Source organism: Achromobacter sp. T5-5 (genome assembly GCF_055397965.1).
In genome coordinates, this window is the sequence record NZ_AP027919.1 from 5559821 (window position 1) to 5573664 (window position 13844).

A 13844-nucleotide genomic window follows, 5' to 3' on the forward strand; every position below is an offset into this window, starting at 1 on the left:
GTAAGATAGGTTCACAGTCCGCGAGCGATGCGGCAGCAAATGGTTTGGATAGCCTGACTTGCTGCGCCCCGACGGGGCGCGAAGGTTCGTATGATCTCCCTTTCGCCCGTCCAATCTTTCCTCGCCTGCTGCCTGGTGCTCGTCGTCGGACGGGTCATGACCACGCGGATCGGCATCCTGGGTCGCTACAGCATCCCCGATCCCATCGTGGGGGGCCTGCTGTTTGCGGTGCTGGCCTACCTGCTGTCGACCTGGGGCGGCCTTGCCGTCTCGCTCGAGACCAGCATCAAACCCACGCTGCTGCTGCTGTTCTTCGGGTGCATCGGCCTGACGGCCAACCTCAAGCTGCTGGCCAAGGGCGGCCCCCGGCTCATCGCCTTCCTGCTGGCGCTGATCCCTTTCCTGGTGCTGCAGAATGCGGTGGGGCTGGGCATGGCATGGCTCCTGGACATGCATCCGCTCATGGGCCTCCTGGGCGGCACGATCACGCTGGTGGGCGGCCATGGCACCGGCGCGGCCTACGCGACGCGCTTTGCCGACTTCAACAACATCCAGGACGTGATGCCGCTGGCCATGACGGCCGCCACGCTGGGATTGGTGCTGGGCGGCGTCGTCGGCGGACCGGTCGCGGAATGGATCATGCGCCGGCACAAGGTGTCGGGCGGCCTGGATCAGAAGGCGGCCGAAGGGCAACAGGCCGTCGACCAGGACGAGGCGCAAACGCCGCCCACGCCCGGGACGTTCATCCTGTCCCTGACCGCGGCCTTCGTCTGCCTGGTGGTGGGCGGCTTCCTGGCTGCCCTGGTGGAAGACGCTCCGGTCAGCCTGCCCAATTTCCTGTGGTGCCTGGCCACGGGCGTGGTGATCCGCAACGCCGGGCCGCTCGTCGGCATCCGGCTGGACGACCGCGCCACCGACATCATCGGCACGATCTCGCTGTCGCTGTTCCTGGGCATGACGATGATGACGCTGGACCTTTCAAGCGTCGCCCGCCTGGCCGGTCCGCTGGCGTTGATGCTGGTGGTGCAGACGCTGTTCTGCGCGCTGTACGCCGCCTGGGTCGTGTTCCGGATGCTCAAGCGCGACTACGAGGCCGCGATCATGTCCGCGGCGTTCTGCGGCTTCGCGCTGGGCGCGACCGCCACCGCCATCGCCAACATGCAGGCGCTGACGCGCCGCCACGGTCCCGCCCCCGAAGCCTTCATCGTGGTCCCGGTCACCGGCGCGTTCCTGATCGACATCCTGAACGTGATCATCCTGAGCACGCTGATCTCCTTGCCTTTCGTGGGAGGGATTTAGCCATGTTCAAGAGACTGCTGATCGCCCTGCTGTGCGTGCTGCTTGCCGCCTGCAGCCGCGCGCCGGACGCAGACGCGCTGCGCGCCGACGTCGAGCGCAGCCTGGACGCCACCTATGGGCAGGGCCTGTTCCGCATCGCCGACCTCCGGCGCATGGGGTCGGCATCCGACAGCACCGCGCCGGCCGGCGAAACCCGGCGCGTGGTCTATTTCGACGTCGAACTGGAGCTTGCGCGCGATGTCTCGCTGGGCGCGTGGGACCAGCCTGGCGCGGCCTCGCTGGTGACGCTGCTGGGCGCCGGCCCCCGCAGCATCAGCGGCGTGAAATCCGGCGGCAACCAGGCCGGCGATCGCATCGTCGCCCACGCCAGCGCCATTTACCGCAAAGAAGAAGGCGACTGGCGGCTTGTGACGCCTGCCGGGTTCAAGGCCGCCGAAGCGCCCTCGCTGGACACGGGCGCGCCGCCCCCGGTGACGCGCCAGCTCCTGGACACGCTGGACCAGATCACGCATTCGGTGACCTACAGCGCGTCCAGCACCGCGCAACACGTGGTGCAGCAGGAACTGGAGCGCTCGGTGGCCCGCATCAACGGCCGGCTGGCCCGGTTGCAGCAAGGCTATCCCCTGGCCGGCGGCCCGGACCGCGGCGAATACCTGGCCTTTGCCCGCGCCCTGAGCGAGGTGGCGCGCGCGCGCCAGATTCGCGTGTCGCCCCTGATCACCGGCGGCGGCGCCGACAACATCGCGCTGCTGCGCAGCGGCGACGCCGTGGTGGGACTGGCGCAGGCCGACACGGCCCGGATGGCTTACGAGGGCAAGGGCCCGTTCGCGGGGCAAGGCCCGTTCACCAGCCTGCGCGCGCTGGGCAGCCTGTATCCGGAAATGGTCCACATCGTCGTGCGTGACGACCCGGCGCTGCGCGGCGTGGCGGACCTGAAGGGCAAGACGATCGCGCTGGGTCCGGAGGGCTCGGCGGTGCGGGCCACCCTGGAAACCGTGCTGGCCGCGCACGGACTGCAGGCCGGCCGCGATTATCAGGTGTCGGACACCCCGTTCATCGCGGCCCTGCCGCTCCTGCGCTCCGGCGCGGTGGACGCCGCCGCCCAGGTGATCGGCGTGCCGGCCACGCCGCTGCGGGACGCGCTGATTCCGGCGCAACTCAAGCTGCTGCCCCTGGACCGGGGCGCCATCAAGACCCTGACATCCGGCGACAGCGTGCTGATGCCGCTGGACATCGCGGCGGGCACGTATCCCAACCAGCCGGAAGGCATTCCCACCGTGGGCATGGCCGCGCTGATGCTGACCACCACTGACCTGACGCGCGACGAAGCGCTGGTGGTGGTGCGCGCCGTGTACCAGGCCGGGCAGGACCTGCTGGCGGCCGGCTCGACCCAGGGATCGCAGGTGTCCGTGGCCACCGCCCGGCTCGGCCTGAGCGTGCCCCTGCACGACGGCGCCGAGGAAGGCATCGCCGCCCTGGAGCACGCCAAGCCGCAATGAGGCCGTTGCGCTTATGATGGCGCTCCATTTCAGGAATTCCGATGAACAAATTCGACCTCCAAAAGAACCAGGCCCTCAAGCTGGCCGGCCAGCTCAAGCAGGCCGCCACGCCGGACCGCTTTGGCGCCGCTTCGCAGGCGCCCGACCGCCGCGAACAGCGCAAGCTCGACCAGGCCGCCGGCCTGGTGCCGTTTCCGCTGAAACTGTCCCAGGCGCAGGCCGACAAGCTGCGCGCCGCCGCAGCCGAGCGCGGCGTATCCACCAACGACATCGTGGCCGAGGCGCTGCAGACGGCGCTGGGCGCGTAAGCGCGATGCATATCTGGGTCGACGCGGACGCCTGCCCCGCCGTCATCAAGGACATCCTGTACCGCGCCGCGCAGCGCTGGCAGGTGCCTTTGACGCTGGTGGCCAACCAGGCGCTCTACACGCCGCCGTCGCCGCTGATCCGGGCCGTGCAGGTGCCGCGCGGCTTCGACGTGGCGGACGCGCACATCGCGGAGCGCGTGCAGGAAGGCCATCTGGTCATCACCGGCGACATCCCGCTGGCCGCACAGGTGCTGGAAAAAGGCGCGATGGCGCTCAACCCGCGCGGTGAACGCTATTCGCCGGAAACCATCCGGGAACGGCTGGCGCTGCGGGACATGATGGAAGAACTGCGCGCCAGCGGCGTGGACACGGGCGGCCCGGCAACCTTCAGCCAGGCCGACCGCAAGGCGTTTGCGAACCAGCTCGACACCCTGCTGGCGCGGGTTGCCCGGCAGCAGGCGCAGCAACGGACGCAGCCGCCGCAATAACGCGCAAAGCCCGCCGCCGCCGCGGTCAGTAAAAGGTGATGTACGCCTTGTACAGGATCGCGCCGATCGCGGTGACCAGACCCAAACCCATCAGGGTCATGCCAAGATTGCGATCCCGGAACCCGAAGCCGATCAACATGAGCGCCACGCCGGTGACGATGATGATGAGCATGGTATTGGCATGCGGACTCATGGCGTTCTCCTGTTATGCGGTCAATCTTGGCGACCGATCTTGGCGACCGATTGCCGCTTTACTGATGATAGACAGGCGTCGAACAGGTTTGGCGCAACCGGATAGCGCCGGTTTGCGGCAGATCAGGGAAAGAGTAATGAATCAAAAACAAAAAAGCCAACCGATGAAGGTTGGCTTTTTGCTTACTGCCCAAAAAACAATGTCGGCGCCGCGATAAATCTTTGTGCGATACGGGCATTGCTTCTCTGGGGCGCTTCAAAGGCCAGATAGCCTTGGAAGGTCTTTGGTGGGTAGTACTGGGTTCGAACCAGTGACCCCTGCCGTGTGAAGGCAGTGCTCTACCACTGAGCTAACCACCCCGAAAGAGGCGAAATAATAGCACGGATTTTTATACGCGTGCAAGCCGCCCCTTAAAAACTTCAAGCAGGCGCGGCCACGGGCGCTTCGAGCTTGCGCCACACGCACTCGCCGCTCACGGCCTTGTCCAGGGCGGCGAGATAGGCGTCGTGCTCGGCCAGTTCTTCGGCGCTGGCCTGCAGCACCGGCAGGCCGGACGCGTCGAACCTGGCCAGCACCACGCCGCCGCTGCTGGCGCCGGCGTTGTCGTCCACGTCGATCAGCAGCGCGTCCTGGCCCCGCGTCATCGCCAGCCAGACTTCCGCCAGAAGCTGGGAGTCGAGCAATGCGCCGTGCAGCGTGCGGTGCGCGTTCGAAATGCCGAAGCGGTCGCACAGCGCGTCCAGCGAATTGCGCTTGCCGGGGAACAGCGAGCGCGCGTGCAGCAGCGAATCGGTGACGGTTTCGCAGAAATCGGTGATCGGGCCGCGGCCGATCTTCGCGAGCTCGGCGTTGAAGAACTTGACGTCGAACGCGGCGTTGTGCGCGATCAGTTCGGCGCCCTGGATGAAGGTGACGAATTCGTCGGCGATCTCGGCAAAGCGCGGCTTGTCCGACAGGAATTCGGTGGTCAGGCCGTGCACCGCCAGCGCCTCGGGATCGCTGTCGCGGTCCGGGTTCAGGTAGATGTGCAGGTTGTTGCCCGTCGCCGTGCGGTTGACGATCTCCACGCAACCGATTTCGACGATGCGATGACCCTGGGCAGGGTCCAGTCCGGTGGTTTCCGTGTCAAAGATGATCTGGCGCATAACTCACTATTCCGACGCTTGGGGCTGCGAGGCGGGCGGCGTGTGCGCATGAGGCGCTTCGCTGCCGGTCTTGCCTGGCTTCTTGCGTGCGGCGGCAATCAGCGTGTAGGCCACCGGCACGACGAACAAGGTCAGTAGTGTACCCAGCATCAGCCCGCCGACCAGAACCCAGCCGATCTGCTGGCGCGATTCGGCCCCCGCCCCGGTCGACAGCGCCAGCGGCACCGTGCCCAGCACCATGGCGCCGGTCGTCATCAGGATGGGGCGCAGGCGCAGCACGCTGGCTTCGACCACGGCTTCGTACAGTTCCCTGCCCTCGTCGCGGAGCTGGTTGGTGAATTCCACGATGAGGATGCCGTGCTTGGTGATCAGCCCGACCAGCGTGATGAGGCCGATCTGGCTATAGATCGACAGCGTGCCGCCCGTCAGCCACAGCGCCAGCAGCGCGCCGGTCATGGACAGCGGCACGGACAGCATGATGATGAATGGATTGCGCCAGCTCTCGAACTGCGCGGCCAGCACCAGGTAGATGAAGGCCAGCGCCATCGCGAAGACCAGGTAGATGCTGCCCGACGAATCGCGGAACTCGCGCGACTGGCCGTCCAGGTCCGTGATGATGGTGTTGGGCAGGACCTCGCGCGCCACCTGGTGCATGTGTTCCAGGACTTCGCCCAGCGCGTAGCCGGGCGCGACCGCCGCGTCGATCTTCACGGCGCGCAGGCGGTTGAAGTGATTGAGCGACTGCGGCGACACGCCTTCGTGCACGCCCAGCAGGTTGTCCAGCTGGACCATGCTGCCGTCGCGCGCGCGCACGTAGATGCCCGAGATATCGGTGGGATTGGCGCGGTCGCGCGGCGTCACCTGCACGATCACATCGTATTGTTCGCCTTCGTCCTTGTAGCGGGTGACCTGGCGGCCGCCCAGCATGGATTCGAGCGTGCGGCCCACGACGTCCACGTTGGCGCCCACGTCGGCCATCTTGTCGCGGTCCACCCGCACGCGCAGCTCGGGCGTGTTCAGGCGCAGGTCGGTGTCCAGATTCAGGAGCCCCGGATACTTGCGCAGTTCGGCCAGGAAGATGCCGGTCAGCCGCGACAGCTCTTCATACGAGGCCTGGCTCATGATGATGAATTCCACCGGCTTGGAGCGCGCCGACTGGCCCAGCGACGGCGGATTGGTCGGGAAGGCGCGTACGCCCGGCAGCGACGCGAATTGCGGCTGCAATTGCTGGGTGATGGCCTGCTGCTTGCGCTCGCGCTCTTCCCAGGGCTTGAGGCGCAGGATCGCGGTACCGTCCGTGACCGTCGGAAAGCCCACGGTGACCTGGCTGCCGCTGGCCTCGGGGATGTCGGCATAGAATTTTTCGATGCCCAGCATGCTGTCCAGCGTGTAGTTCAGCGTGGCGCCCTCGGGGGAATTGACGATGCCGAACACCACGCCGCGGTCCTCGACCGGCGCCAGTTCGCTCTTGACCACCTTGAACAGCACGCCGCTACCCGCCGCCACGGCCAGCCCGATCACCACCACCACCCAGCGATGCCGCAGCGACGCACCCAGCATGCGCCGGTAGCCATTGCTCATGGCGTTGAGCCAGCCTTCGATCAGGTTGTACCAGCGGCTGTGGCTGCTCTCGTGCCGCAGCAGCACCGAACACATCATGGGCGTGAGCGTCAGCGCCACGAAGCCGGACACCAGCACCGCGCCCGCCAGCGCCAGCGCGAATTCGATGAACAGCCGGCCCGTGCGGCCCGTGGCGAAGGCCAGCGGCGCATATACGGTGACCAGCGTCATGGTCATGGCGACCACCGCGAAGCCGATTTCCTTCGACCCCCGCAGCGCCGCTTCCTTGCGCGGCATGCCGTCCTCGATGTGGCGGTAGATGTTCTCCAGCACCACGATGGCATCGTCCACCACCAGCCCGATCGCCAGCACCATGGCCAGCAGCGTCAGCGTGTTGATCGAAAAGCCGAACAGGTACATCAGGGCGCAGGCGCCCACCAGCGACACCGGAATGGTGACGATGGGAATGATGCTGGCGCGCAGATTGCGCAGGAAAAAGAAGATCACCAGCACCACCAGGACAATGGCTTCGAGAATGGTGTGGAACACGGAATCGATGGAACGCTCGATGAACACCGACGAGTCGTAGGCGATGTTCAGCTTCATGCCGGCGGGCAGGGTTTCGTTCAGCCGCGCCACTTCCTCGCGCGCCGCCTTGGAGAGCTCGAGCGGGTTGGCGGTCGACTGCCGCGTGACCCCGATATTGATGGCCGGCTTGCCGTTAAAGCGCGACAGGATCCGGTCATTGGCGGCGGCGATCTCCACCTTGGACACGTCCCGCAGCCGCACCGGGTATCCCTTCACGTTGGCGACGATCACGTCCTCGAACTGGGCGGGGGTCTGCAAGTCGGTCGCCGAGACCACCGAGAATTCCCGGGCGCGCGATTCGATGCGGCCCGCCGGAATTTCCACGTTCTGGCTGCGCAGCGCGGCCTCCACGTCCTGCACCGTCAGGCCGTAGGCCGCCAGCTTGTCGCGGTCCACGTAGATGCGCATGGACGGCAGGCGCTCGCCAAAGACACGCACTTCCGCCGCGCCCGGCAACACCGACAGGCGCGTCTTGATATAGCGGTTGATGTAGTCGGACGTCTGGATCGCCGAAAAAGAACCCGACTCCACCGCGATGTAGATGATGGGCTGGGAGTCCGCCTCGACCTTGCCGATGATGGGCTCGTCGATTTCGTCGGGCAGGAAGCGCCGCGCGCGCGACACCTTGTCGCGCACTTCGGCCGCCGCGGCATCCGGATCGCGCGACAGGTTGAACTTGATGTTGATGAGGCTGCGTTCGGAACGGCTGCGCGAGGTCATGACGTCCACGCCCTCGATGCCCGCCAACTGGTCTTCCAGCGGCTTGGTCACCTGCGATTCGATCACCTCGGGCGACGCGCCCTTGTAGGTGGTGTCCACCGACACGATGGGCTCGTCGATCTTGGGGTATTCGCGCACCGTCAGGCGCGAATACGAGATCAGGCCGATCAGCACGATGACCAGCGACAGGACCGACGCGAACACCGGCCGCTTGATACAGGTTTCCGAGATACGCATGGCGCTACCGCTGAAAGTGTGGAGGGGCCGGCGCTACGAGCCGTTGCCCACGATGGTGACGGACGCGCCATCCGTCACGCGCTGCAGGCCCGAGACCACCAGCATGTCATTGGCGGCCACGCCGGTCAGGATCTCGACGCGGCCCTCGCGCCGTTCGCCGATCGTCACTTCGCGCCGCTTCGCCACCCCGTTCTCGACCCGGTAAACGTACTGCGTTTCGCCCGACGGCGATAGCGCGGCCTCGGGCGCGACCAGCGCCTTGTCCTCGCTAAAGAGCAGTTGCACCCGGGCGAACATGCCGGGCCGCAGCACGCCGTCCTGGTTTGCCACGGTGGCGCGCAGCAGGATGGACCTGCCGCCCGCGTCGACCAGCGGGCTCACGGCGTACACCAGCCCCCGGCGTTCCTGCCCGGGCAGCGCGTCCAGGCGCAAGGTCAACTGCTGGCCCACGCCCACTTTGCTCAGATACATCTCGGGCACGCGAAAGTCCACCTTCAGGGGGTCGATCGCTTCGAGCGGCGCCAGGTCCTGGCCCTGGTTCACGTAATCGCCGACCGACACGCTGCGCAGGCCGACGATGCCGGCGAACGGGGCGGAGATGGTCATCTTGTCCAGCCGCGCCTGCGCCAGCGCCACGGCGGCTTCCTGGACCTTGAGCGTGCTGGCCGACTCGTCGCGCGCCTGCTGGCTGACGAAGCCCTTGCCCTGCAGTTCCACGGCGCGGCGGTAATGGCTTTGCGCCAGCGTCAGGTTGGCGCGCGCCTGCGCCAGTTCCGCGCGCGGCACGGAGTCATCCAGGCGTATCAGGAGCTGGCCCTGCTTGACGGGCTGGCCTTCCTTGAATTCGATGGACTGGATGCGCCCGGCCACTTCCGGCCGCAGGACGACCGACTCATCGGAACGCAGGCTGCCGACGGCCGACAGCCCGCGCGCAAAGGGGACTTCCTGGACAGCGGCAACGGCCACCCGGGCCGGAGCGGCGGGAGCGGGTTTGGAAACGGCCTGGGCGGTCGGGGCGGGCGGCGCCAGCCAGCGCGGCACAAAAACGCCGAGCGCGGCCCCCGCGGCCAACCCTGCCGCAACCGCGGCCAGCAGTACTGCTTTTTTCATGCGCGAATGTGGCGGTGATGCGGCGCGGGCCGGGCATACCCCACTCGGACGACGCCGCAGGAACTGGATTGAGGGTTGGCACTTTAGCACCCGAATTTACATACTGGAACAATCCTGAAGCCCGATGAAAGAACTTAATCCGCCCGGGGGGCCGATTCGAGGGTATGTCCTGATGCCCGCGGGGCGGGGTCGCCCGCGCTCAGCCGCGCCGGGCGGCCTGGACGCCCAGATTGGCGAGTTCGTCGGCGCGCTCGTTGCCGGGATCGCCCGCGTGGCCGCGGACCCAGCGCCAGGCCACCTGGTGGCGCTGCACCTGTTCGTCCAGCGCCTGCCAGAGCTCGGCGTTCTTCACCGGCTTTTTGTCGGAAGTGATCCAGCCGCGCCGCTTCCAGTTCGCCAGCCACTCGGTCATGCCTTTCATGACATATTGGGAGTCGGTGTGGATCGTGACGGCACAGGGGCGCTTGAGCGCGCGCAGGCCCTCGATGACCGCCAGCAGTTCCATCCGGTTATTGGTGGTCTGGAGTTCGCCGCCGTGCAGCGTTTTTTCGTGCGCCCCGGCGCGCATCAGCACGCCCCATCCGCCAGGACCGGGATTGCCCTTGCAGGCGCCGTCGGTCCACATTTCCACTTTCTGCTCGTTCGATTTGCTGTCCTGCATGGTGCTGCGTGCTTGTCCTTGTGCTTGGGCTTGGGCTTGTGCTTATGCTTGTGCTTGCAATGTGATGCGGGCTTGACCGCTCAAGAGGGGTCGAAACCGTCGTCCGCGTGGCGGTTGACCACCACCGACGCGGCGCGCGCGCGCTTGGGTTTGGTCTTCCAGGCCGGCCCGATGATACGCATGCCGGCCACGCGCTTGACCGCCGACACCATGTACACCGCCCCGCCCAGGCTCCACCAGCGGGCGCCGGCCGATTCCAGGAAGCTCCAGCGCTGCAACCATCTTTCGCTGCGGCAGGCGGGCGCGTAGCAGCCGAACTGGCTCTGATCGACCTCCAGCGACAGCAGCTTGAACCAGTCTTTCAGCCGCGCCGGCGATACCTGGGACGACGGCGGCTGCGGCAGCCAGGGCTCCATGCCCGGCATCCGGGTGCGCGCGCCCCACATGCTCCAGGGATTGAACCCGGAAATGACCACGCGGCCCTCCGGCACCAGCACGCGCTCGACCTCCCGCAGCACGTTGTGGGGCTCGGACGTGCATTCGAAGGTGTGCGGCAGGATCAGCAGGTCCACGCTCTGCGATTCGAACGGCAGGGCCTCGGGCTGGGCGACGACCGCCCGCGACTGCCAGCCGGCCATGCTTTCCTGCTGGGGGGCTTCGGTGCCCACGTAGCCCTTGAACGGCATCCGGTTGGCGCGCAGCAGGTTCATGTCGGCCAGGCCGACCTGCCAGGCGTAATATCCGAAGACGTCCGCGACGGCCGCGTCGAACTGGGCGCGCTCCCAGGCCAGCACGTACTGGCCCGGCGGCGTCTGGAACCATTCGGCCAGTTCTACAATCGGCGGAGTTTCTTCTGCCACGTTTATTCCTTCGAATCCCATGCAAGCCTTGACCGCCCCCGCAGGCGGCCGCGAGCGCAACGCCGCGGTCTTGCCTTTGCCAGCCTTCTCCGACAACTACATCTGGGCCATCGTCCGCGACGGCCTGGCGGCAGTCGTGGACCCCGGCGATGCCGGCCCGGTGCTGCGGTTCCTGGATCAGCAAGGCTTGAAGCTGCGCGCCATTCTACTCACGCACCACCATGGCGACCATGTGGGCGGCGTACCGGAATTGTCCCGCATCGAGGGCATCACCGTATATGGGCCCGCACGCGAAAAGCTCCCGCGCTGCGATGTTGCCCTCGTCGAAGGCGACCGCGTGACCCTGCCGGAACTGGACCTGGATCTGCGCGTGCTGGACGTTCCGGGCCACACGGCCGGGCACATCGCCTATGTCGGCCGCGCGGCCGGCGTCGAGCCCGCGCTGTTCTGTGGCGACACGCTGTTTGCCGGCGGCTGTGGTCGGCTTTTCGAGGGCACTCCCTCGCAAATGTTTGATTCCTTGGAAAAATTTTCCGCTTTACCGGCGGATACAAAAGTTTTTTGCGCACACGAGTACACTCTAGCGAACCTTCGCTGGGCGTTGGCCGTCGAACCGGCCAACCGCGACCTGCAATCGTGGCACCTGCGGGCCCAGCAACTACGCGCGGATGGTCACCCCACGCTTCCTTCGACCATTGGGCAGGAACGCGCGACCAATCCGTTCCTGCGCACGCAGCAGCCCGACGTCGTCCAGGCCGCCGCAAGCCGGGCCGGACGCACCCAGAATACGCCGGTAGAGGTCTTTGCCTCCCTTCGTGAATGGAAGAACGATTTCAAGTGACAACCTGATGAATCTATCCCGACTCCTTCTGCCGCTCATGCTGGCAGTCCTCGCCGGTTGCGCAGGAACCAAAGCCCCCGATAGCAAGAACCTCACCACCAATTCCCAAGGCCGTTATATCGCCCGGGACACGTCCCGGACGGTCGACCTGACCAACCCGCCGGTCGACGCCTGGGACCGCATCCGCCGCGGTTTCGCCATCCCCAACCTGAACACCGACCTCTCGCAGCAGTGGACCGACTACTACGCGTCCCACCCCGAGTCGGTGCAGCGCATGGCCGAACGCGCCGGAAAATACCTGTATTTCATCGTCGATGAAATCAATCGCCGCGGCCTGCCCACCGAACTGGCGCTGCTGCCCTTCGTGGAAAGCGCGTACAACCCGACCGCGCTGTCGCGCGCGCAGGCGTCGGGGCTGTGGCAGTTCGTGCCGGCCACTGGCCAGCATTTCAACCTGAAGCAGGACTGGTGGCGCGACGAGCGCCGCGATCCCATCGCCTCGACCAACGCGGCGCTGGACTACCTGGAAAAGCTGTTTGAAATGCAGGGCGACTGGTACCTGGCCCTGGCCTCCTACAACTGGGGCGAAGGCTCGGTGCAGCGCGCCATGGCCAAGAACGAGGCCGCCGGCCTGAACACCGACTACCTGTCGCTGAACATGCCGGACGAGACCCGGAACTACGTGCCCAAGCTGCAGGCCATCAAGAACATCATCGCCGACCCGCAAAAGTATGCGGTGGCGCTGCCGCCCGTGGGCAATACGCCCTACTTCGTGACGGTGCAGAAGAACAGCGACATCGACCTGGAAATCGCCGCCAAGCTCGCCGAAATGCCGCTGGACGAATTCAAGGCCCTGAACCCGTCCTTCAACCGCCCGGTCATCCGCGGCGACCACGGCCCCACCCTGCTGCTGCCGGCCGACCGCGTCGAAATCTTCAACGCGAATCTCACCAATTACAAGGGCGACCTGACCGCCTGGAAGGTCTACCACACGCGCCGCGGCGAGTCCTACGCATCCATCGCCAAGCGTTTCGGCGTGTCCGAGGCCACCCTGCGCGAGACCAACGACATCAGCCGGCGCCAGAAATCGGCCAATGGCCAGGCGCTGCTGGTGCCGGGCGACCCCGGCACGGGCGGCGTGCAGATCGCCTCGCTGGCCGCCCCGGTGGGTGCGCTGGATTCGGCACCGCAGGACAACAAGGCCGCCGCGCCGCGCGGCCGCGTGGCGCAGGCGCCCGCCGCCCGCGTCGCCAGCGCCCGTCCCAACGTGCGCAGCCACAAGGTCCGCCAGGGCGACACCCTGTTCTCGCTGGCCAAGCAGTACGGCACCACCGTCGACGCGCTGCGCGCGCTCAACAACATCAAGGGCAGCGCCCTGAAGATCGGCACGCAGCTTCGCGTGCCGGGCACGAACGCCCGCGGCTGACACCCCGCCCGGGATGGCGCGGCGCCCCAGACCGGCGCCGCGCCGGTACGCCCGCTGGACCGCCAAATTCCCTAAAATAGGCGGTCTCCAGAAGGGAAAAAATCAAAGGACACATCTATGGGCTTTCTTGCCGGCAAGCGCATCCTGGTCACCGGGGTGCTTTCCAACCGTTCCATCGCCTACGGCATCGCGCGCGCCTGTCACCAGCAGGGCGCCGAACTGGCGTTCACCTATGTGGGTGATCGCTTCAAGGACCGCGTGAGCGAATTCGCCGCCGACTTCGGCAGCAACATCGTGCTGCCCTGCGACGTGGCCGAAGACAGCCAGATCGAAGGCGCCTTCGCCGAACTCGGCAAGCAGTGGGACGGCCTGGACGGCCTGGTCCATTCCATCGGCTTCGCCCCGCGCGAAGCCATCGCCGGCAATTTCCTGGACGGCCTGTCGCGCGAGGGCTTTCGCATCGCCCACGACATCTCCGCCTACAGCTTCGCCGCCATGGCCAAGGCCGCCCTGCCCCTCATGGAAGGCCGCAACGGCTCCGTGCTGACGCTGACGTATCTGGGCGCCGAGCGCGTGGTCCCCAACTACAACACGATGGGCCTGGCCAAGGCATCCCTCGAAGCCAGCGTGCGTTACCTGGCCTCGGCGCTGGGCCCGCGCGGCATCCGCGCCAACGGCATCTCCGCCGGCCCGATCAAGACCCTGGCCGCCAGCGGCATCAAGGACTTCTCGGCCATCCTGAAGTTCGTGGAAAGCCAGGCCCCGCTGCGCCGCAATATCACCATCGAAGACGTCGGCAACGTCGCCGCCTTCATGCTGTCGGACCTGGCCGCCGGCGTCACGGGCGAAATCACCCACGTGGACGGCGGGTTCTCGACCATCGTCCCGGGCATGGAAGAGTAAGCACGC

Annotated in this window: 13 protein-coding genes and 1 tRNA gene; 7 read left to right on the forward strand and 7 right to left on the reverse strand. The window is 66.7% G+C overall.

Translation table 11 applies throughout. From position 1 onward, the window contains the following. Positions 1-90: 90 nt before the first annotated feature. From gltS to ACZ50Q_RS25125, 4 genes are read left to right on the forward strand one after another with little or no spacing between them, the layout of a single operon-like run. Positions 91-1299 carry a sodium/glutamate symporter gene (gltS, locus tag ACZ50Q_RS25110; RefSeq protein ID WP_464079856.1) on the forward strand — a complete coding sequence of 403 codons (1209 nt, stop codon included), beginning with the start codon at positions 91-93 and terminating at the stop codon, positions 1297-1299. 2 nt (positions 1300-1301) lie between these two features. After that, positions 1302-2798: a TAXI family TRAP transporter solute-binding subunit gene (locus ACZ50Q_RS25115; RefSeq protein WP_464079857.1), complete on the forward strand. Its 1497-nt coding sequence runs from the start codon at positions 1302-1304 to the stop codon at positions 2796-2798. Positions 2799-2839: 41 nt separating this feature from the next. Beyond that, positions 2840-3106 (forward strand): hypothetical protein, encoded by a 267-nt coding sequence (locus tag ACZ50Q_RS25120; RefSeq protein WP_076518797.1) that lies wholly within the window; start codon positions 2840-2842, stop codon positions 3104-3106. 5 nt (positions 3107-3111) lie between these two features. Then, positions 3112-3594 (forward strand): YaiI/YqxD family protein, encoded by a 483-nt coding sequence (locus tag ACZ50Q_RS25125; protein WP_464079858.1) that lies wholly within the window; start codon positions 3112-3114, stop codon positions 3592-3594. Between the two features lie 25 nt (positions 3595-3619). Here ACZ50Q_RS25125 and ACZ50Q_RS25130 read toward each other — a convergent pair whose 3' ends face one another. From ACZ50Q_RS25130 to ACZ50Q_RS25160, 7 genes are all read right to left on the reverse strand, one after another. After that, positions 3620-3787, reverse strand: coding sequence for a hypothetical protein (locus ACZ50Q_RS25130; protein WP_464079859.1), 168 nt, complete (start codon positions 3785-3787; stop codon positions 3620-3622). 284 nt (positions 3788-4071) lie between these two features. After that, positions 4072-4146, reverse strand: a tRNA-Val gene (locus tag ACZ50Q_RS25135). Between the two features lie 60 nt (positions 4147-4206). Continuing rightward, on the reverse strand, positions 4207-4932 hold the full coding sequence (gene dnaQ, locus ACZ50Q_RS25140) for a DNA polymerase III subunit epsilon (RefSeq protein WP_464079860.1): 726 nt from the start codon (positions 4930-4932) through the stop codon (positions 4207-4209). Positions 4933-4938: 6 nt separating this feature from the next. Further along, positions 4939-8037 carry an efflux RND transporter permease subunit gene (locus ACZ50Q_RS25145; protein WP_464079861.1) on the reverse strand — a complete coding sequence of 1033 codons (3099 nt, stop codon included), beginning with the start codon at positions 8035-8037 and terminating at the stop codon, positions 4939-4941. Between the two features lie 33 nt (positions 8038-8070). Then, a complete protein-coding gene (locus ACZ50Q_RS25150; RefSeq protein WP_092579656.1) occupies positions 8071-9147 on the reverse strand; it encodes an efflux RND transporter periplasmic adaptor subunit in 1077 nt (358 codons plus the stop codon). A 199-nt stretch (positions 9148-9346) separates the two neighbouring features. After that, on the reverse strand, positions 9347-9808 hold the full coding sequence (gene rnhA, locus ACZ50Q_RS25155) for a ribonuclease HI (protein ID WP_464079862.1): 462 nt from the start codon (positions 9806-9808) through the stop codon (positions 9347-9349). Positions 9809-9888: 80 nt separating this feature from the next. Further along, positions 9889-10668 (reverse strand): class I SAM-dependent methyltransferase, encoded by a 780-nt coding sequence (locus ACZ50Q_RS25160; RefSeq protein WP_464079863.1) that lies wholly within the window; start codon positions 10666-10668, stop codon positions 9889-9891. Between the two features lie 19 nt (positions 10669-10687). Here ACZ50Q_RS25160 and gloB point away from each other — a divergent pair, with 19 nt between their 5' ends. The 3 genes from gloB (at position 10688) to fabI (ending at position 13838) form a co-directional block, all read left to right on the forward strand. Beyond that, a complete protein-coding gene (gene gloB, locus ACZ50Q_RS25165; RefSeq protein WP_092579662.1) occupies positions 10688-11509 on the forward strand; it encodes a hydroxyacylglutathione hydrolase in 822 nt (273 codons plus the stop codon). Between the two features lie 7 nt (positions 11510-11516). Beyond that, the gene (locus ACZ50Q_RS25170; protein ID WP_092579664.1) at positions 11517-12935 is read left to right on the forward strand and encodes a transglycosylase SLT domain-containing protein; all 1419 of its coding nucleotides are present in this window, start codon (positions 11517-11519) and stop codon (positions 12933-12935) included. Positions 12936-13052: 117 nt separating this feature from the next. Next, complete coding sequence (gene fabI / locus ACZ50Q_RS25175) at positions 13053-13838, forward strand: enoyl-ACP reductase FabI (RefSeq protein ID WP_464079864.1); 786 nt, start codon at positions 13053-13055, stop codon at positions 13836-13838. Positions 13839-13844 lie beyond the last annotated feature (6 nt).